Source organism: Candidatus Nitrotoga sp. 1052 (assembly GCF_927312905.1).
GTDB lineage: Bacteria > Pseudomonadota > Gammaproteobacteria > Burkholderiales > Gallionellaceae > Nitrotoga.
In genome coordinates this window covers 47,016-67,595 of record NZ_CAKMHQ010000048.1, presented here as the reverse complement: position 1 = coordinate 67,595, position 20,580 = coordinate 47,016, and the positions used below count along the sequence as shown (strand labels likewise).

At 49.4% G+C, this 20,580-nt stretch carries 16 protein-coding genes; 6 read left to right on the top strand and 10 right to left on the bottom strand.

Annotation, left to right across the window (positions count from 1 at the left end):
* Nucleotides 1-67 precede the first annotated feature (67 nt).
* Nucleotides 68-1,144 carry an LPS export ABC transporter permease LptG gene (gene lptG / locus MJ768_RS10210; RefSeq protein ID WP_239291409.1) on the bottom strand — a complete coding sequence of 359 codons (1,077 nt, stop codon included), beginning with the start codon at nt 1,142-1,144 and terminating at the stop codon, nt 68-70.
* On the bottom strand, nt 1,141-2,247 hold the full coding sequence (gene lptF, locus MJ768_RS10205; protein ID WP_239291407.1) for an LPS export ABC transporter permease LptF: 1,107 nt from the start codon (nt 2,245-2,247) through the stop codon (nt 1,141-1,143). The genes lptG and lptF overlap by 4 nt, the downstream gene beginning before the upstream one ends.
* A 73-nt stretch (nt 2,248-2,320) precedes the next feature.
* On the opposite strand from lptF, the gene MJ768_RS10200 reads away from it, so the two are divergent.
* The 3 genes from MJ768_RS10200 (at nt 2,321) to MJ768_RS10190 (ending at nt 7,653) form a co-directional block, all read left to right on the top strand.
* Complete coding sequence (locus MJ768_RS10200; RefSeq protein ID WP_239291405.1) at nt 2,321-3,820, top strand: leucyl aminopeptidase; 1,500 nt, start codon at nt 2,321-2,323, stop codon at nt 3,818-3,820.
* A gap of 149 nt (nt 3,821-3,969) precedes the next feature.
* On the top strand, nt 3,970-4,401 hold the full coding sequence (locus MJ768_RS10195) for a DNA polymerase III subunit chi (RefSeq protein ID WP_239291403.1): 432 nt from the start codon (nt 3,970-3,972) through the stop codon (nt 4,399-4,401).
* A gap of 477 nt (nt 4,402-4,878) precedes the next feature.
* Nucleotides 4,879-7,653 (top strand): valine--tRNA ligase, encoded by a 2,775-nt coding sequence (locus tag MJ768_RS10190; RefSeq protein ID WP_239291456.1) that lies wholly within the window; start codon nt 4,879-4,881, stop codon nt 7,651-7,653.
* On the opposite strand, the gene MJ768_RS10185 is transcribed toward MJ768_RS10190, so the two are convergent.
* Together MJ768_RS10185 and MJ768_RS10180 are read right to left on the bottom strand one after the other, a co-directional pair.
* The gene (locus tag MJ768_RS10185; RefSeq protein ID WP_239291447.1) at nt 7,650-7,883 is read right to left on the bottom strand and encodes a sulfurtransferase TusA family protein; all 234 of its coding nucleotides are present in this window, start codon (nt 7,881-7,883) and stop codon (nt 7,650-7,652) included. The two genes, MJ768_RS10190 and MJ768_RS10185, sit on opposite strands and share 4 nt — an antisense overlap.
* 5 nt (nt 7,884-7,888) lie before the next feature.
* Nucleotides 7,889-8,041: a hypothetical protein gene (locus MJ768_RS10180; RefSeq protein ID WP_239291401.1), complete on the bottom strand. Its 153-nt coding sequence runs from the start codon at nt 8,039-8,041 to the stop codon at nt 7,889-7,891.
* Nucleotides 8,042-8,401: 360 nt separating this feature from the next.
* Between MJ768_RS10180 and MJ768_RS10175 the strand changes: the two genes are divergently transcribed.
* Nucleotides 8,402-9,823 carry a beta-barrel assembly-enhancing protease gene (locus MJ768_RS10175; RefSeq protein WP_239291399.1) on the top strand — a complete coding sequence of 474 codons (1,422 nt, stop codon included), beginning with the start codon at nt 8,402-8,404 and terminating at the stop codon, nt 9,821-9,823.
* Nucleotides 9,824-9,893: 70 nt separating this feature from the next.
* On the opposite strand, the gene MJ768_RS10170 is transcribed toward MJ768_RS10175, so the two are convergent.
* The 6 genes from MJ768_RS10170 to MJ768_RS10140 form a co-directional block, all read right to left on the bottom strand.
* Entirely contained in the window at nt 9,894-11,552 is a 1,659-nt protein-coding gene (locus MJ768_RS10170) for a tetratricopeptide repeat protein (RefSeq protein WP_239291390.1), read from the bottom strand.
* A 128-nt stretch (nt 11,553-11,680) separates the two neighbouring features.
* On the bottom strand, nt 11,681-12,130 hold the full coding sequence (locus tag MJ768_RS10165; protein ID WP_305855924.1) for a pilin: 450 nt from the start codon (nt 12,128-12,130) through the stop codon (nt 11,681-11,683).
* Between the two features lie 376 nt (nt 12,131-12,506).
* Nucleotides 12,507-14,936 carry an ATPase, T2SS/T4P/T4SS family gene (locus MJ768_RS10155; RefSeq protein ID WP_239291388.1) on the bottom strand — a complete coding sequence of 810 codons (2,430 nt, stop codon included), beginning with the start codon at nt 14,934-14,936 and terminating at the stop codon, nt 12,507-12,509.
* A gap of 160 nt (nt 14,937-15,096) precedes the next feature.
* The gene (locus MJ768_RS10150; protein WP_239291378.1) at nt 15,097-15,399 is read right to left on the bottom strand and encodes a hypothetical protein; all 303 of its coding nucleotides are present in this window, start codon (nt 15,397-15,399) and stop codon (nt 15,097-15,099) included.
* Between the two features lie 4 nt (nt 15,400-15,403).
* Nucleotides 15,404-16,201, bottom strand: a complete 798-nt coding sequence (locus tag MJ768_RS10145) for an FHA domain-containing protein (protein WP_239291376.1) — start codon at nt 16,199-16,201, stop codon at nt 15,404-15,406.
* Between the two features lie 17 nt (nt 16,202-16,218).
* Nucleotides 16,219-17,043 (bottom strand): Stp1/IreP family PP2C-type Ser/Thr phosphatase, encoded by an 825-nt coding sequence (locus MJ768_RS10140; protein WP_239291366.1) that lies wholly within the window; start codon nt 17,041-17,043, stop codon nt 16,219-16,221.
* An 807-nt stretch (nt 17,044-17,850) separates the two neighbouring features.
* Here MJ768_RS10140 and MJ768_RS10135 point away from each other — a divergent pair.
* Complete coding sequence (locus tag MJ768_RS10135) at nt 17,851-19,623, top strand: protein kinase domain-containing protein (RefSeq protein WP_239291364.1); 1,773 nt, start codon at nt 17,851-17,853, stop codon at nt 19,621-19,623.
* Entirely contained in the window at nt 19,620-20,555 is a 936-nt protein-coding gene (locus MJ768_RS10130; protein WP_239291348.1) for a response regulator, read from the top strand. Before MJ768_RS10135 ends, MJ768_RS10130 begins: the two co-directional genes overlap by 4 nt.
* The last annotated feature ends 25 nt before the right edge of the window (nt 20,556-20,580 follow it).

The following is a 20,580-nucleotide window of genomic DNA, read 5'->3' as shown; positions in this document are numbered from 1 at the left end:
AACAAAAAACCCGCTATGCTTTTGTTCATGCGGGTATACGGACTATTCAGGAATGCTTAAATCAGCTTTAGCGTCTTTCAGTAAACCACAACATCCCTGTTGCCAATAGCAGGAAGAGCAGCGGCATCGCCACAGCGCTCAGCATGGGCTGCCACTCGTTGAGTGCACCCAAATTGGAGAATAGCTTGCCAACAAAGTGAAAAGTCAGTCCCAATATAATACCCAAGAATATTTTCGCGCTAATGCCGCCCTCGCGCCGCTGATGCGAAGCAAATGGCAAGGCCAGGAACATCATCACCAGTATTGCGAATGGATACACTAGCTTGTTCCACATTGCAATTTCGTAAGATACAGTCTTCTGATGGTTGTCGCGCAGGTGCTGGATATATTGATAAAGATTCAATGCCGACATTTGTCCCGGCCCCACCAGTAATGCCCTCAAAATTCCCAAGTTAAGCGCCGAGCGCCATTCCATACTTGGCTGATGGTTTACTGTCGTACCTTGTTTATTGAAAAGGGTTTGGGTCACGCCTTCCAGTTGCCAGCGGTTTTTTTCCACATAAGCAGCACGTTTTGCTGCAGTTATGGCACGCAGATGGTAACTCTCATCAAATTCATAAATACTAATATTCAGTAAGGTGCTGTCTGGAAGAACATTTTTTACGTTTACGAAACTGCGCTCATCTTTAGCCCATACGCCGGAACGGAATTCTCTCAGCGACACTTCAGCGTTCTGCGCTTTAAGCCTTATCTCCTGCGCCATGCGTTCGCTGAAGGGTGCGATCATTTCGCCACTCAGATAACTCAACAGGACAAGTGGTAAGCTTATTTTGATCAAAGCAACGACCATTTGCCGCAGTGAAACGCCTGAAGAACGAAAGATGGTCAATTCCGAATTTGCAGCCATCTGTGTCAGCGCAAAAATTGTGCCAATAAGGACAGCCACTGGAAACAATTCATACATTCGGCCAGGCACTGACAACAGCACAAACAGCAATGCATAGCCTAAATGATAATTGCCGCTACCCAGCACATTTAATTCATGTATCAGGTCAAAAAAAGAAAACAACATCAGCAAGGCTGCGAACACTAGTCCGATGCTGGCATATATCTCACGCGCTAGACAACGGGTCAGCAGCCTCATCGCGCCAACCGCCGCAAGGAGAAAACCGACAGACGGCGATAGAACAGCAACACCATCAACATAAACATCAGCACATGGATACCCCAAAAGCCAATGGCGGGACCAATCTTGCCCTGCCCCACCATTGTGTTAGAGAGGCTGATGAGGTTGTTATAGAGCATGTAAATCACCAGTGCCATAATGAGATTGAGTGAACGCCCGGCGCGTGGATTGACAAAACTCAATGGGATCGCCAGCAGGGACAAAATTAGCGCACCGAGAGGCAAGCTGAGCCGCCGCTCCAGTTCGGACATATTCCAGCTGTTAAGGTTTTGTAGTAACTGCAGAGTAGGCAATGAATCGGCAGGTGCGGGTCGTTGCCTCGCTTCTACCGCCTTAATGCGCACCGCATAGCGCTCAAATTCGATGATTTTGAAATCGAGCTGCCCTGGCGCTCCCTCATAGCGTGTGCCATTCAGTAATACCAGGAAACGATCACCGTTAGGTGCAGTTTCCTGCATGCCCTGTTTGGCCACCATGGTGCCAATCTTGCCGTGCTGCAACGATTGCACAAAAATGTTGCCAACCCTGTTTTTGCCCACATCCACGTTTTCGATAAAGAACACACGGTCAGCCTGCTTCGATTCGCGAAATGTTCCGGGCGATGCAGCAGTTACGTCATCGCGGCTATCCAGCCTTCGTTTTAATTCTTCCACTTGAGACATAGCCCAAGGTGACAACACCAGACTTAACAGTGCAATCAGGCACACCACCGGCAGCGCATACCACATCACCGGGCGTATCCAGCGTGTCAGCCCAATCCCGGAGCTGAACCACACCACCATCTCGTTGTCACGGTAGCTGCGCGTCAGCGTCAACAACACCGATAGAAACAAACTTAGGGAAAGCAAGGCTGGCAGGTAATACACAGCATTAAAACCCAACAATGCCAGCACACCGTCCACCGCTAAAGATCCGCTAACGGATTGACCTAACAAGCGAACTAACTGAGTAAAAACAACAATACTGAGTAAGATGGCAAATACTAATAGCCCCATGCTAGCGGATTCGCGCACTAGCTCACTATGAAAAATATTGCCGCGCAATAACTTAAAGCGTGACAACTTTGACTTTTGCTTTGGAATCTGCGGATAATCCAACATTTTGTGTAAAACAAAAATCATTAAGGAGATATAAGTGGAATTTAGCATAAAACTGGGCAGCCCGGAAAAACAGCGTAGCGGTTGCGTGGTGGCGGGTGTATTTGAGGGTGGCAAGCTATCGGACGCAGCGCAAATACTGGACAAAGCCACCAAGAATACGCTCAGCGGTATCATCGCGCGCGGTGACATGAATGGCAAGATCGCTACTACGCTACTGCTGCATAACGTGCCCAACATTCCGAGCGAACGTGTGCTACTGGTCGGGCTGGGCAAACGTGATGAGTTTGCCGAACGCCAATATCTCGATAGTATCCGTGCCGCAATGCGCGCACTATTTGCCACCGGCGCCAAGGATGCAGTGCTCTATTTGGCTGAATTGCCATTGGCAGGCCGCGATAGCGCTTGGTGTATCAGCCAGGCAGTGCTTGCTGCATTCGAATCGACTTATCGTTTTGACCAACTCAAAAGCAAGGCGGAAAAAAATAAAAAAGCTTCATGCAAAATCCAGTTTGGCTTGATGTCAGGCAAATCAACCGCTAAACAAGATGCCGCTCTCATACAGGCCGCAGCAATCGGACAAGGCATGAAGCTGGCAAAGGACTTGGGCAATCTGCCGGCCAACATATGCACCCCCAGCTATCTGGCGCAACAAGCAGTGGCTTTAGCCAAGGCGCACAAATCACTCAAAGTTACCGTGCTGGAAGAAAAGGATATGCAAAAGCTTGGCATGGGTTCGCTATTGTCTGTGACCCGAGGCAGCGATGAACCCGCCAAGCTCATTACTCTGGAGTATCGCGGTGCCGATAAGAAACAAAAACCCATCGTACTGGTCGGTAAAGGCATAACTTTTGACACTGGCGGCATCTCGCTCAAACCGGGTGCCGAGATGGATGAAATGAAATACGACATGTGCGGTGCAGCCAGCGTGCTAGGTACGATGCAAGCCATTGCTGAAATTGGACTCAAGCTAAATGTAGTCGGCATTATTCCCACTTGCGAGAACATGCCTAGTGGTTCCGCCACCAAACCGGGCGACATCGTCACCAGCATGTCCGGGCAGACCATCGAAATTTTGAATACCGATGCGGAAGGCCGTCTCATCCTGTGCGATGCACTTACTTATGCGGCCAAGTTTGAGCCAACCTCGGTAATCGACATAGCCACCCTTACCGGCGCCTGCGTCATCGCATTAGGCCATGTTGCCAGCGGGCTTTATAGCAATCAGGATACCCTGGCACAGGAACTGCTGGCAGCAGGCGAGCAAACATATGACCGGGCTTGGCACATGCCATTGTGGGAGGAGTATCAGCCGCAACTAAATAGCAACTTCGCCGACATCCAGAATATCGGCGGCCGCGCAGGCGGCAGCATCACTGCCGCCTGCTTCCTGTCGCGCTTCACCAAGGACTATCGCTGGGCGCATCTGGATATTGCCGGTACCGCATGGAAATCAGGCAAAGAAAAAGGTGCGACCGGACGTCCTGTGCCACTGCTGGCACAGTATTTGATCAATCGTGTCCAACCAGGTAATTAAGTGGATTCATAATTGTTAAGATCAAAATGAGAAATTCAGGTAACTGCGTACTGCACTCCTTGCTCTTGAAGGACACGGAGTACAGTACGCACACCCAGCAGCCATAAATAGTTGCTCTAAATCGTCACCATAACTCGTAAATTTATTAAATGACCAAGGTAGATTTTTACACCGGTGTGGAGGACAAACTGCGCACTGCTTGCCACCTTAGCCACAAGGCTATGCAAAGCGGACTGCGTGTGCTGCTGCACACCTCGGACGAAGCCACAACTGAGGTATTGGACAGGCTGTTGTGGCAGTATCCCGTTACTGCCTTTATGCCGCACTGCCGCAACGATGAAGCAATCGCCGCTGAGATGCCGGTTGTGGTCGATCATCGAGGCGAAAGTTTTCCACACAATGAAGTGTTGATCAACCTGCACACCGTGTGTTTGCCATTCTTTAGTCGTTTCGAACGCGTACTTGAAATCGTCAGCCAAGATGCAGAAGATGCACGCTTGGGCCGTGAACGCTTCAGCTTTTATCGAGACCGCGGCTATGAAATGCGCCATTTCGACCTGAGTAAACAACCCGAATATTGAACATGATGGCATCTCTAAAAATCCAGACTTGAGCATCTGCCACACAGCAGCCCTCAAGAAATTTATTGTGAATTTTTATAGACACCCATGAGCTATCCGTCCGAACAGTCAAATAAATTAAGCAACCTTCCTGTACTTACAGATGTAGTCGATGACTCCTTGGAAATTCCCACCCTGACAGAAGTCGTGGCCGAAGATCCTTCGGCGCTCATAGCGGAAAACAAAGAATTCGCTACCTTATCCGATGCACAGTGCCAGCAACTCGCGGCACAGATCGCGCCACAACTGGAAACGCTGCTACGCGCGAAACTTGCACCACAGTTCGATGCGCTATGGCAGGAGGCGTGGAGCCAGGCCAAATTAAATCTGCCCGAATTAATTCAAGCACACATTTCCATACCGCCCGTCCCATCTCCATCCGCTATAATCACGCCTTTTCTCACTGCACCCGACAGAATTAAACCAAACACTATCAACATGGAACTCACAAAAAGCTTTGAACCGCAAGCAATCGAAGCGCGCTGGTATCCAATATGGGAAAGCGCTGGTTATTTCCAGGCTAAATTAGAGAGCGATAAGCCCGCTTACGCCATCATGCTGCCGCCACCCAATGTGACCGGCACGCTGCACATGGGACACGCCTTCCAGGATACGCTTATGGACGCGCTCACCCGTTATCACCGCATGCGCGGAGACAATACCCTATGGCAGCCTGGTACTGACCACGCCGGGATTGCCACGCAAATCGTGGTAGAGCGGCAGCTGGACGCGCAAAAAATTAAACGCCACGACCTTGGCCGCGAAAGATTCATTGAGCGCGTGTGGGAATGGAAGGAGGAGTCCGGTTCTACCATCACACACCAGATGCGTCGTCTCGGCGCCTCGTGCGATTGGTCGCGGGAGCGCTTCACCATGGACGAAGGTCTGTCCGAGGCCGTTACCGAAGTATTCGTCAAACTCTACGAGCAAGGTTTAATCTATCGCGGTAAGCGATTGGTGAACTGGGATCCGGTGCTGGGCACCGCAGTATCCGATCTGGAAGTAGTAGCGCAGGAAGAAGACGGCTTCATGTGGCATATCGCTTATCCGCTGGAAGCCGGTGTCGGCGCTTTAATCGTCGCCACCACACGCCCTGAAACGCTGCTCGGCGACATTGCTGTCGCGGTGCATCCTGAAGATACACGCTACCAGCACCTGATCGGCAAGCGTTTGCAACTGCCACTGTGCAATCGCACTATTCCCATCATCGCCGATGAATATGTCGATCCAGCTTTCGGCACTGGTTGCGTAAAAATCACGCCCGCGCACGATTTCAACGACTACATAGTGGGACAGCGTCACAGCCTTACACCGATCAACATATTTACGCTGGATGCAAAAATCAACGAACATGCACCTGACGTCTATCAGGGGCTGGATCGTTTCGATGCGCGCAAGCAAATCCTTTTCGACCTGTCCGCACAAAACCTGCTTGTGGACACCAAGCCGCACAAGCTGATGGTGCCGCGCGGAGACCGCAGCCATGCGGTAATTGAACCGATGCTCACCGACCAGTGGTTCGTGAAAATGGAGGGATTGGCGCAACGCGGGCTGCAAGCGGTGGCGGATGGTGAAATTAAATTCGTACCGGAAAACTGGGCCAACACGTACAACCAGTGGTTAAGCAACATTCAGGACTGGTGCATCTCGCGCCAACTGTGGTGGGGACATCGCATCCCGGCGTGGCATGACGAACAGGGTAATATATTTGTCGCTCGCAACGAAGAAGACGCCCGCAAGCAGGCAGGCACCACAAAACTGCGCCAGGACGAAGACGTACTCGATACTTGGTTCTCCTCCGCATTGTGGCCGTTTTCAACACTGGGCTGGCCACACGACACCAAAGAACTCAAAACTTTCCTGCCGACCTCGGTACTGGTTACCGGCTTCGACATCATCTTTTTCTGGGTGGCGCGCATGGTGATGATGTCGCTGCACTTCACCGGCAAGGTGCCATTCCGCGAAGTGTATGTACATGGCCTGATCCGCGACGCGGAGGGACACAAGATGAGCAAGTCCAAGGGGAATGTGCTAGACCCGCTGGATCTAATTGACGGTATCTCGCTGGAAGATTTGGTCTCCAAGCGCACGCAGAATCTGATGAATCCCAGGCAGGCAGAAAGTATCGAAAAACAGACACGCAAACATTTCCCGGACGGCATCCCAGCCTTCGGTACTGATGCAATGCGCTTCACCTTCGCCAGCCTTGCCTCGCATGGGCGCGACATCAAATTCGATCTGCAACGCTGTGAAGGTTACCGCAATTTCTGTAACAAGCTATGGAATGCCACGCGCTTTGTACTAATGAATTGCGAAGGTCAGGATATCGGGCTGGACGAATCATTGCCGGTTAAATACAGTGCGGCGGACAAATGGTTGATTAGTCGTTTGCAACAGGCGGAAACTGAAATGGCGGACCACTTCGACCACTATCGTTTCGACATGGCGGCGCGGACGCTGTATGAGTTAGTGTGGGACACCTACTGTGATTGGTATTTGGAATTGGCCAAGGTGCAACTCAGCCCTCACTCCGGCAACCCACTTCCAGCGGAAGAAGGGGCTTTAAATGCCGCACGGCAACGCGCCACGCGGCGTACCCTGGTGCGTGTGCTGGAAACCATACTGCGCCTGGCGCACCCTATCATCCCTTTCATCACCGAAGAGCTGTGGCAGAAAGTTGCGCCACTGGCCGGAAAGCAGGGCGACAGCATCATGCTGCAGCCCTATCCGCAAGCCAACTCCAAGCTGATTGACCCAATTTCCTTGCAACAAATCAGCCTGCTGCAGGAAATGGTCACTGCCTGCCGCAAGCTGCGCAGCGAGATGAACTTGTCGCCAGCACAGAGAGTGCCACTGATTGCGAGTGGCGATGCAGCTATCCTGCAAGGCTTCGCGCCTTACCTGCAAGCGCTGGGCAAGTTAAGCGGGGTTAGCCTGCTGGATGAACTGCCTAACACCGACGCGCCAGTCGCAATCGTCGGCAATTTCAAGTTGATGCTGGAAATAGAAATTGACGTGGAAGCAGAGTGTGAGCGCTTGGACAAGGAGATAGCCCGCCTTGCAGGCGAAATCACCAAAGCACAAAGCAAGCTGGGCAATGCCAGTTTCGTCTTGCGCGCCCCGCCGCAAGTGGTGGATCAAGAACGCAGGCGTATGGACGATTTCTCGATGACGCTGATCCAGTTGCAGGCGCAACTCGACAAGCTTGGTTAAATCTGCCGGCGACGCAGGTAAAATACGAACTCGTCATCCTGCTGTGTAGCAGACAACAAATCATTCCCGGTTTGCTTGCAAAAATCGGTGAAGTCATCCGGTGACTTTTTGTCTGTAGCAACCACTTTCAGCACCTGCCCGCCTTGCATCTGCGACAGCATTTTTTTGGTACGCAGAATGGGCAAGGGGCAACTCAACTTACGAGCATCCAATTCGACATCGAATTTCATTGTACTCATATCGCAGGTGACGAACTTGCTTGCGCCCAATCCGTAACGCCACTCTGCAGCTTGAACGTCTCAGAAAAACCCAGAGCTGCGGCGAAATCCACAGCAAGCGCGGAGCTTTCGTCCATTTGAACCTGTGATTCTGTCTTGTTAATATTCATAATCTTTACAGTTAATTACTGTTTTCCAGTGTTTAAGCGGGCTCTCAAAATAATTATGCAGCAAATGTGTAATAAAAGGGCTCTATGTGAAATACAGTGGGTAATCAACTTTCAACTTCTTGCAGAAGAAGTCAATCCTTTCTTCCTGAGCTTGTCGAAGGATGAATTAATTTTTAGCTGACTATTTTTTGTTGTCATCTTGCACTTATCAAAGGGTTACTCACAACGAATCACATAGAGCCAATGCAATTTTCATTATACCTTGCTAACAAGTAAACACGGGTATCCCACCCGAATTCCGTTCTGAAACCCTGCGCTCCATACTTGGGAACCACCAGGCGAAACAGGTATCATATTGTCATGAAAAATTTGTTGTACATAGTGCTCTATACATGGTCGCTGTTGTGCCGCGCTGACGGCCTGCCCGACTTGGGCGACACATCGCAGGAGGCTATGTCACCGCAGCAGGAGCGAAAAGTCGGCGAACAGAGCATGTTTGAAATCCGCTCCGATAAAGACTACCTTGATGATGCTGAAGTCAATGATTATCTTAATCAGCTTGGGTATCAGCTAGTTTCCAACAGCAACGAACCAGGACAGGAGTTTGAATTCTTTGCCCTCAACGACAATACCATCAACGCTTTCGCGCTGCCCGGCGGCTTCATTGGGGTAAACACCGGGTTGATGCTCATGGCACAAAGCGAGTCCGAACTCGCCTCAGTACTTGGCCACGAAATCGCTCACGTCACCCAGCATCACTTGGCACGTATGGTAGCGGGTCAGAAAATCGACTCAATGGCCGCCATAGCTGGCCTTGCAGTGGCTATCCTGGCTGCACGCAGTAACCCGCAAGCCTCTCAGGCGGCCATGGTCGGGATGCAGGCCGGCTCTATCCAACGGCAATTGAACTTTACCCGCATTCATGAACAGGAAGCGGACCGCATCGGCCTCACTACTCTGCAAAAAGCAGGCTTCGATCCGCATGCCATGCCCATCTTCTTCGAACGCTTGCAAAAGTCCACACGCCTGCTAGACAACAACATGCCGTCTTACCTGCGCACCCATCCGATCACCAGCGAACGCATCGCCGATGTCGCTAACCGCGTGCAGCAGACCCCCTATCGCCTGGTTGCCGACAGCCTCAACTTTCAACTGGTGCGCGCCAAACTGCGGGCCATGCAAAAGAACCCACAGGAAGCGGCTAACTTCTTCAAAAGTGCAATTGGAGAGCAAAAGCATGGCAATCAGACAGCCCAGCGTTACGGCTTGGTACTGGCACTGCTGCGCGCCGGACAAATCGCACGCGCCACTCAGGAATTCGCCCCGTTGCAAACACTGGTATCACAAAACCCGATGATCGCGACGCTGGCCGGACAAATCAAGCGTACAGACAAGAACAACACAAGTATGACTGCATTCTACCGCAGCGCCACACAGAACTTTCCACAGCACCGGGCGCTAGCCTATGACTACATCGAGCTGCTGCTGGATGCCAATCGATTTGAAGACGCGCTCAAGCTGCTAAACGAACAAATTATCACTCATCCCAATGACCTGCGTTTGCATGAGCTAATGGCACGCAATTACGCGGCATTGGGCAAACGACAAGAAGAGCACCACGCGCTGGCCTACACTTACATTCTGCGCGGCAACTTGCTCAATGCGATTGAACAACTGGAATTGGCCAAGGGAGCGGGCACTGATTTTCACGAGTTGTCGATCATTGAAAGTGAGCTGAAACAGTTCAAGGAAATTGCGGCGGCACAGGCGAAAAGGAATTGATATTTTTCTATCCAACATTCATTCGGCCATAAAAATAAAGTTCAGATTATTCGGCCTGAAATGCCATTGCTTATGGTGAAGCATTCTTTTGTTGCTGCTGACTCAACTTATTCTGCTGATTAAAAGCCACGATGATACAAGCTTGTTTCAGTCCCAACTGACAGCTTTTTTCCATTTGCTGTATCGACCCTGCCATGTCATGTAAATTTTTTAACACGACGCTTTTACCATAATAGGCACTGGCATTTTTCGGGTTGCCAGCAATCACTTTATCAAATTCTGCAAGCGCTTCCGGATACCGTCCTGAGTTTGAATATGCAGAGGCCAACGCAACATTCACCTCAGGATAGGTTGAGTTAATTGCCAGTGATTTTTGATAATCCGCAATGGCCGCATCCCAATTTTTAACCGCAGCCGAAGCTTGTGCGCGATTGAAATAGGTACGATGGGCACCGAGGCGATCTTCGCCATGTAGCAAGCGCACCGCGTCATCCCATAGACGGTACTTATCCGCAAACACCCATAATCGATTCCATGCCAGCGGCACTAATAGCAAAACCGCTAATGCACCAACCAACATGATTTTTCGACTGGGAAGTGAACTAAGCAGTAAAGGCAATAACAACATATAGCCGGGCAACCATAAATAACTGCGATACAGCACAAAAATTTCCTGAACGCGTATGCTTGAAAATTCTGCCATGAAGTAACACCACGGATACAGCATTGCCAACCCCAACAAAGCGACGCGACCACCGCGCAGCAAAAAAACCAACGCAAATGCGCCATAAGCAACAAAAGCAGCCAAGCCGATCCAACTTGTCCACTCTTTCCAAGTAAGGATAAAGGGCTCGCGCATATCCAGCGACATCCACGCGGGGTTGGGCACAAGCATTAACAAGCAGTACTTGAAAAAAAGACCCGCCTGCGTCAACACGCTCAGCAAGTGCAGCGATGAAGTTCCCAGGAGCAGCGCTTGTTCCCCAAACAATGCCGCCGCATCCTTCTCATAAGGCACACCAAATATACCTTTTATGCGAAGCACCACCAACAGCCCAACCAATGCAAACCCTAGCCAAGTCGCAAGCAAAGCACGGGACGAAAGTTTATTCTGGCCACGAATCGCCCAAGTCAAAGGTAACAATATGACGGGAGCCATCAAGCTATGTTCCTTGCTAAAAAGTGCCAGAAAATACGCCATGACGGCTAGCGCCATATAGCGTTTGTCGCCCTCCAGCAGGCCACGCAAATAGGCCAATTGCATTACTAATGTGAACATTGTCGCCATCAGAATGCTGCGTTGTATCAAATAGCCTACGCCATAAACCGCGAGAGGGTGGCATGCGAATACCAGCGCTCCCAACCACGCCCCCCAGTTCGCGATCTTTTCTTTGCTCAAATCAGTGATGAATAGCTCGATCCAGACCCGTAAGACCAGCAACAGCAACAGCACATTCACACCATGCAACAATAAATTCTGTATGCGGAAAACAGGCGGGTCCTCTCCAAAAAATACCCAGGTAACGCCAAACGTCGTATAGGGAAACCAGCGTAAATCAAAACGAAACAGTGTATTTGCGTAATGATCTATCGCTGCACCAAAAAATGGAACATCATCAAATATCAGGGGATTATTCAAAAAAGGGGCATACACCACAATAACCAGCAGCACCAAAATCAGCGCTTTGATTCGATCAATCGGGTAAACAAATTTAGAAAAGAAATTCATCGAGCACACCAATGTAATATCAGTCACATACGAAAAAACCCGCGATCCATTACAGAACGCGGGTCCTCAGAAAATCATCAATTCTACAATTTAAAAATATTGGTTCGAGTAAAGGCTTTTATTTCACACTATATCCACTTGGAAATGGCGTTTGTCAGAACTGTGTCTGAACTATTTGAAGTGACTCCCCAAGTGATAGCCGTGGCTCCCGGTGTTGGAGTCCACGTGATAGTTTTGCCATCGATTCCACTCTTCATACAAGCAGTGCAGAGAGTGGCTGTGATAGCGCCATTTGTAGCCGCCACGCTATAACTTGCAACCTCTGTGGTTGGTGTTGGAGCGGCGCTAAGTCCCAAAGAAGTCCAGTTATCAAGAGTAAGAGCCGTGGCAGTACCATTTTCCTGAATAAACATAGCAACCGCCATCTTAATTGGATCCACAGCGGTCGCGACTTTTGAAAGCTTGGCTTTAACTACATAGTCTTGATAAGCCGGAATCGCTACCGCAGCCAGAATACCGATAATTGCGACCACGATCATTAATTCGATCAGGGTAAAACCTTTTTGCATTTGTTTCATGATTGAGACTCCTTTAAGAGTTAAAAATTCTGTACACGAGGTGTGCGCTTTATTATAAGCATGATTCATGCCAACTCATCCTCACTTACAACTATCCGCGTCTGGATTGGGTTTACGGAGTAGTCTCAGGAGTAACTTTGATACTTTGCATTAAACGGGAAGCCGATTTATGTCAGGTAAGTGACAATTTTCGTCACTTTGATTTCCGCATAAGGACACAATGCAAGAAAAATAATGCCAATCGGCTCTATGTGATTCGTAGTGGGTAAACCTTCGTTAAGTGCACGATGAACAACAAGAAATAATCAGCTAAAAATCCGCTCATCCTTCGGCAGGCTCAGGACGTACGGATTTATTTTTTCTGCTTGTGCCGCAGTTACTTCATGCAAACGATACGCACCTGATGCATGTCGGTGATGCCGGATAAAACCTTTTCAATGCCATCTTGCTTCAGGGTGCGCATGCCTTCGTTGAGTGCGTTGGCAAACATTTCCGCGACACGGGCGTGCTCTTGAATATTCTTTTTTATCAGGTCGGTGCCCACCATCAATTCGTGCAAACCCACCCGTCCGCGATAGCCTGTGCCGGAGCAATCTTCACAGCCAACCGGTTCATATAACGTGAATCTCCCCATTTCATCGGCGAACAGCTTGACCCATTCGGCGTACAGAGCTTTGTAAGCAGCGTTGGCATCCTGCTTCCAGAGCGCGCAGTTCATAAGCTCTGTCGAGTATTCGGCAAGCAATGATTTGAGTTCATCTTGAGTGGCGGTATGTGGTTTCTTACATTTCTTGCACAAACGCTTGGCTAAACGTTGCGCTAGAACACCTAACAAGGCATCGGAAAAATTAAACGGATCCATACCCATATCCAATAATCGTACAACGGATTCAGGCGCACTGTTGGTATGCAGGGTGGCGAACACCAAATGGCCGGTAAGCGAGGCTTCTATGCCGATGGAAACTGTCTCTTTGTCGCGCATTTCACCCACCATGATCACGTCCGGGTCGGCGCGCAAAAAGGCTCTCATGATGGTGGCGAAATCCATGCCTGCCTTCTTGTTGATCTGTACCTGGCGCAAACCCTTCTGTGTAATTTCTACCGGGTCTTCTGCCGTCCAGATTTTTGTTTCAGGCTTGTTGATGTAGCCAAGCACGGAATGTAAAGTAGTGGTTTTACCAGACCCAGTAGGACCGCATACAAAAAACAGACCATAAGGTTTGCTGATTACCGTTTTCAGGGTTTCAAGATTACGCGCCGACAGGCCCAACTCATTGAGCTTTATCGGCTCGCCGGTGGCCAAAATACGCATCACGATGTCTTCCATGCCGCCCTGAGAGGGAATGGTGGCAACACGCAGTTCAATATCCAGAGGGCCATATTTATTGAACTTGATTTTGCCGTCCTGCGGTTTGCGCTTCTCCGAAATATCAAGATCGCACATAATTTTGATACGCGTAACCAGAGAGTTGCGGAATGATGATGGCACTTCGATGTAAGGTAGCAGCGAACCATCCTTGCGCAAACGAATCACGGTCTTGCCCTTGCCCGGTGCGGGTTCGACATGAATGTCGGAGGCGCCCATTTTGTGGGCATCCATGATGATCTTGTTAACCAGCTTGACTAGTTCATTGTCTGCCGCCGCACTTGCTTCCTCCTGGTTAATTTCATCGAACTCTTCTTCATCCCCTCCCATGGCGGTAAGCATCTCATCCATTGAGGTGCCGTCCATTTCCGAACCACCGGACATGCCACTGGCTCCACCTCCGCCAAAGAACAAGTTGAGGGTTGCATTGAATTCGCGTTGCGAACACACTCTGTAAACCAGTCGGTTCTTCGAAAAAACGTTGTTCACCACGCGTGAGGTTTGTATCCACTCTGGATCAGTGGTAAGTATTACCAAGCCTTCCTTAATCTCATCTATCGGCACCCATTGGCTGCTTTCCACATATTCCCGTTTTAGATTTTTGAGTAAATCGGACGGTTTGGTGCGATCAGGCTTGAACGGTTCATAGGGGACACCGAAGAAGAGCGCAAGCGCTTTACCAAGCGCGGCCGGTTTAACCTGAAATTCGTCGAGCAATACATCCTCAATGTCAGCATTTTTGCGCCGCGCTGTGGACACGGCCAGATCCAATTCGTCGGCAGATAATACCGCGTCATAAACCAAATGATCGTACTTGGTTTTAGCAGCAGGCTGCTGCTGACTCTGGCGCAGCGCCACGGCCAAGTTCTGCGCTAGCTCCAATATCCCATCTACTATCATCGCCGAAAAAGGTTGGTCGGACTTATTATTGAGAACCTGGATGACACCTGCCAAATCCTTGCTATCTGAATCGAGTATGGGCACCACAAGGGCTTGCTTGGTACGATAGCCAGTGCGTTGATCCACGTCTTGCAGGAAGCGTAGATTGATACTATGCGAAGCTAGCTCGTTCGCGTCGTATACATCCGTGATGTTAAGTATTTTTTTATTTAGCGCCACATACCCGGCGAGACTCTGCTCAGTAATGCGTAGTTTGAGATCCTTGAATGAGTTTGCCCCGGTCTTTATTTTTGAAATCAGCGTAACCTTGTCTTTATCCAGTGAATAAATAGTGAGGCGATCAGCATTGAATATCGTGCAGATATCCTTGCTAACTTCCAGCATAATTTCGTCGAAATTGTATGCAGTATTAATCTTGCTTATGACGTGATCATGAATATTGCTTATGACATGATTAAGATTCTTCGTGAATACCAGCTGCGCCTCAATCTGGCTAACATTGGCCCGTCGTTCAAGCCGTATTGTTGGTGCATTATCCATCTACTTCTCCCTGATAACTCCAAATGTGGCTTGCCGCATGGTGAGATTACGGAACATTGTTGCTTGCTATCAAGATAGCGGCATTTAGCGAAAATTCTCCATGCGATTTTGAAACAAAGACAGGACAAATGCGATATTCCGGATGGAAAACTGTGCAACTTTATTTATTATTTCTGCAGAGATAAAACTTGAACACTAGACCGTTGTGCAACATCACCGGTTTGAATCCATGCAGGCATTCGCTGATTTCCTGCGTGGTCATGTTTACCTCTCCCGATTGATGGGTGATGTAGAATTCTGGCCCATATCTCACTTGAATTTGAGCAATTCTCCCGCCAGCAGTCTGTAATACAAATGCTTGGCCAGTAGTGCCAATTCTTTTTTCTGAATTAGAGAAGGCGGTTTCGATGATGTGATAGCGCAGGTTAGCGGCTTGCGCCGCATAAAGCCCACACTGAAACATGCCCTCAGCTTTTGAGATAGAACTCCATTTTGATCCCCGCCAACTCAATAATGTCGTGCTCATTAAGCTGGCACGGTTGATCGTCCAGCGGCTTGCCATTAAGATTGGGGTAGCTTGCTCCTTCCACATAGGTGATGAAATAACCACGCGGACGACGTGTAAATACTACGACTTGCAAGCCAGCTTTTCCTACGGTAGTCAGATTCTTCACGAGTTCAAGCTCTTTACCGGCATTAGGTCCGTTAAGTATCTGTATTACACCCATTGCTTGCTGCGAGTCAGGCGCTTTCTCAGCGGAGGTTACAGGAGCAGGCTGTGATGGTGTGACAGCCTCAATCTGTCGCAACTCAGGTACTTTCTCGGCGGGTGCTAATAATTGTGGCTGCTCCGTAGGTTTTAACTTCCCTGTCATTTCATACGGATCAGCTTTCACAGGGGCGGCGGATGCGATACGGGCAGACGCACGAAATACCATTGTTTTCTCAAAATCTGCCGCAGTAGATTGATTTTTCTGATCGTTCAGATACTTGAGTTTATATTTGCCGATTTCAATTACGTCATTATTTTGCAAGAAATGCTTCTTAATTGTCGCGCCATTTACCATGGTTCCATTGGTGCTATCCAAATCTTCCAGAAAGGAATCGTTAAGTATGGTCACTACCGCAGCGTGCTCACCGCTAACAGCAAGATTATCAATAACAATCTCATTGTGCGGCTTGCGTCCTATCGTCATATGTTCCTTGTCCAGAACATATTCCTGCAACACCACACCATCCATGCTTAGTATCAGTTTCGCCGCCATATCATCAATCCCCGTATTTAATTCTTGAACCAGGACAGCATTTTTGCGAGCCAGCCCCGCGTTACGGCAAACTCACCGTTAATTTTAATAAGTATCACGGATACATTATCACGCCCGCCATTATCGTTTGCCATTTCAATCAACCGTCTCGCCACCAGCTGTAGATTGGCACGCAGCATTTGCATCGTGGTAGCGATCTCATCGTCTTCGACCATATCGTTCAAACCGTCCGAGCATAGTAGATAAATATCGCCCACTTGCACCGCATGAACTTGAATCTCCGCCTCGACCGCTGGATCAACTCCGACCGCGCGCGTAATCAGATTCTTGTTCTTGGATAGTCGCGCATCTTTTTGACTTAGCATGCCTCTGTCGATTTGCTCCTGCAACAGCGAATGATCACGAGTGATTGGCTCAAATATTTCACCGCGCAGTCGGTACATACGTGAATCGCCGACGTGGGCGACTGCTAAACGGTTATCGTAAAACAGCCCGGCCACCACCGTGGTACCCATTCCAGCATATTGCGGCTGGCTCTGCGACGCATGGTAGATAGAGGCATTCGCTTTTTGCACTTTTTCGCGTAACAGTATCACTCCAACATCTTCACCGCTTTCACTTCGATCTTCGGGGCGCATGCTTTCCAAGCTATGCTTTATTTCGGTCGTTATCAGTGAAACTGTAATGCCGCTAGCAATTTCACCCGCATTGTGCCCACCCATACCATCAGCCAGCACCACTAACCCACACGACGCGTCATAAGCCACGCTATCTTCGTTATGCGATCGCACAACACCCGGGTGAGTCTGACTAACGATTTCTAGCGCCTGTTCAATATCCATATTAGGGCATCTCTATACATTAAAAATTCTAAGCGTGACAGTATGTCAATACTTGAGTCGATTTAAGCGGGTAAGCTGATATTGCTATATGGATACCCGTAAAATAGTATTGCAACGAGGTCTGGTTTATAGGGGCAACACGTTTTATCCATGCAAACTTGCCGCATACAGGCGATTATCCCAGTCATTCTAGCGCCAGCATGATAACGCTCTCCCACTTGCTTAGCCAATGACTTATCGATGAGTACCGATGCAAAAATTTCTTAGTCAGCAAGCGAGGCCAACGACATACATCTTAATTTTTTAGATTACCACTTTTTTAGCGTAATATTTTTTATAGCTCTCCACGCGTACCAACGGTGAATTGGAATATGGACGAACACATCTGCGTAGAGTAAAAGTGGCACCATATTACTGCACACCAAACAAAAAAAACGGCTCTATGTGAAATAGAGTGGGTCATTGACTTTCAACCTCCTGCAGCAGAAACAAATCCGTATATCCTTCGACAAGCTTAGGATGGACGGATTTTTAGCTGACTATTTCTTCTTGTTCATCTTGCACTTATCGAAGGGTATTCCACTACAAGTCACAGAAAGCCTAAAAAACACAAAGTCGAGCTAAAGTTTTCCAAAATCCATCCGCTATTTTAAATAGCAGCGGTTAATTGTGCCTTGCAGCATAAGGCAAATCGAAGCGGCATTGTCATGATCATCCAAGCTTAAGAATGCAGGCCATGAATCCAGTTATCGAAAATTTTGAGCTTTTCTCATCTACCCACAAGAGCTTATATTTCGGTGTGGTCAAATGATTGCGTCATCAGAAATAAGCCATGCCGTATTGCCTGATGCTGTTTCCGGGCATCTGAAGCAGGCTGAAATCATGCGCAAGGTAATAGCTGGAGATATCACTGAATATGCTCCGACCCGCGATAATTCCTTGCTATATCAAACTAATGAGTGCACCAATACCAGATTGCGCCGCGGTGAGCTATCAAGCGGCGGCGTTGTCATTCCTGCGGCCCAGATCACAGTCCATGGTTCAGTGCTCTTCGTCGATATTCGTAACTTTACTATGTTCGCCGACCAACTTCACGGCGAGGAAGTTGTTGAATTTTTGAATGCATTCTTTGACCGAGCGTATGAGCCAGTCCGTCAGCAGTGTGGATGGGTGGTGAGATTCCTCGGCGATGGAATGGTAGCAATGTTTGAGCCGAGAGTGGAACAACCGGATGATCACGCCGAGCGTGCACTTAAAGTGGCACTCCTGATAGTGCTCGCCGCCGACTCCTTTCGTGATTGGATCGCGCAGCGCTTCCAGGGACGTAAATTTCCTCAGTTCGCAGTCGGTGTCGGCATACATTCGGGCGAAGTGATGATCTGCAATATGGGCAGTGGCACCGCAATCGAAACCACCGTAATCGGCGATACGGTAAATATCGCTGAACGCCTGCAAACAATGACCAAAGTGCTCGGCTGGAGCATCGCGACGAGCCACACCTGTGCAAATATAGCCGGAGACCGTTTTCAACTCGGCCGTGGCGGCATGGTGACCATGAAGAGAAAAACGCTTCAGATTCAGGCCATAGAGGTCATAGGACTCAACCCGCGCACCGCTAGCCCTCACACGGATAGCGCTTTCTATGAGAAGCTGGGTCAATCTGTAGCTGTAAATACAGCAATATTCGAATTGGCACGAGAGCAGGCAGACTCGATGCAAAACCATTATTCGAGTGTTAAAAACGCGCTCGAGACGGTTCCTCAAAATCAACCGATCGAAGTGGAAGGCTATCGCTTACTGCGCAAGCTGGGACAGGGTGGAATGTCTGAAGTTTTTCTCGCAGAGAATCTCGTCACTCATACCCAGCAAGTGCTAAAACTTGTTCCGACAATAGAAATCGACATTGACAACGACGATATATTGCAGCGTTTTTTGCATGAGTTCGCACTAATCTCGCAGATTGATCATCCCAACGTCGCACGCATCTATCATCAGGGTTTCACTTCAACCCACGCTTATATTTCAATGGAGTTTTTTCCCGGCGGGGATTTACGGTGTCTTATCTCAGAATATCCCACACCTCAAGTCGCAATCGCCTCGTTGCTGCAGATTCTGGGCGGACTCTCCGCGATTCACGCACTGGGTATCATTCATTGCGACATGAAACCAGACAATGTGATGATTCGCAGGGACGGCTCACTCGCACTCGCCGATTTCGGAATTGCCGAGCATTCCGATGCAGTCCGGTTACCTACCCGCCCCGGTGAAATCATGGGTTCACCGTCGTATCTCGCGCCTGAGCAGGCGTTGGACCTACCCGTCGACGAGCGGACGGACCTGTATAGCACGGGGGCCATGTTTTACGAAATGTTGACGGGACAGCCGCCATACAAGGGAAGTTCCGTGCAGGCGATTCTTTACCAACACGTAAATCTTCCGGTACCCATATTGCCCGTGGGTCTCGAGCGCTTTCAGCCCATCCTGAATCGCATGATGGCTAAATCGGCCGCAGCACGCTTTGAGAGCGCCGACGCGGTCATCGAGTACGTAATTTCCTCAGGCTTGATCGGAAATCTATGATGATGGAAGCATCCACAACCATGTCACCGGCGAAACCTCAATACACCGTCGATGTCCACGGCTTCAGCCAGACCGAACGGATTATCTTGAAAAGCATTTTCAGTCTGTCCGCGCGCCGCGCGCCTAAATTTGTCGAGTTTATGCCGACAATGGATTCGGCGCCGGACGTTTTTCTCGTTGATGCTGAAGACGCGAGTGCGATAGCGGATTTTCGTCAAAAAAATGCCACGAACACCCGGCCTGCGATTCTGATCGGCGACACCAATCACGGTATCTCGTGCACAACTCTGTCACGACCATTGCAATGGACAAAGCTGTTCAAAGCATTCGATCTCGCAGTGGGAATTAACGCACCAATCCAGACGCCCAGGCCAGAGCCTGCAGTTCGAATAGCAGCTCCTTACGAGAAAACCCAACCGATGATCGCAATGTCAGCCCTGCGATCATCGGTACCCTCGATAGCCCCACCAATAATATCAAATACAGCAGTTCCGAAGGCAGTCTCAGTAAATCACAGCCTGACAGGTAACCTGGCGCCCGTGTGCCCGTCTGATCGTCCATTTAACTGGGTTCTAGTCTGTGACGACAATATGACTGTGCGTGAATTCATGCGCGTAAAGCTCGCGCCATTTGGTTTCAATGTCGATTTCGCCGAGACAGGGGAACAGGCGGTTGGACTCACCGGCACCAAACACTACACCTGCGTTTTTCTCGATGTCGTGATGCCAGGAATCAATGGCTATCAGGTCTGCAAGCTCATCAAGTCCAAGAAAGGTGGCGCAAAAACTGCGGTCGTGATGCTCTCGAGCAAAGATTCAACTTTCGACAAGATCCGGGGCACCATGTCTGGCTGTGATACTTATCTCACAAAACCGGTCAACGAAAACCGCCTCTTCGAAGTAATCAGTAAATACCTGCCAACGAATGCCTGACCCCGACCGCATTATATTTTACTCA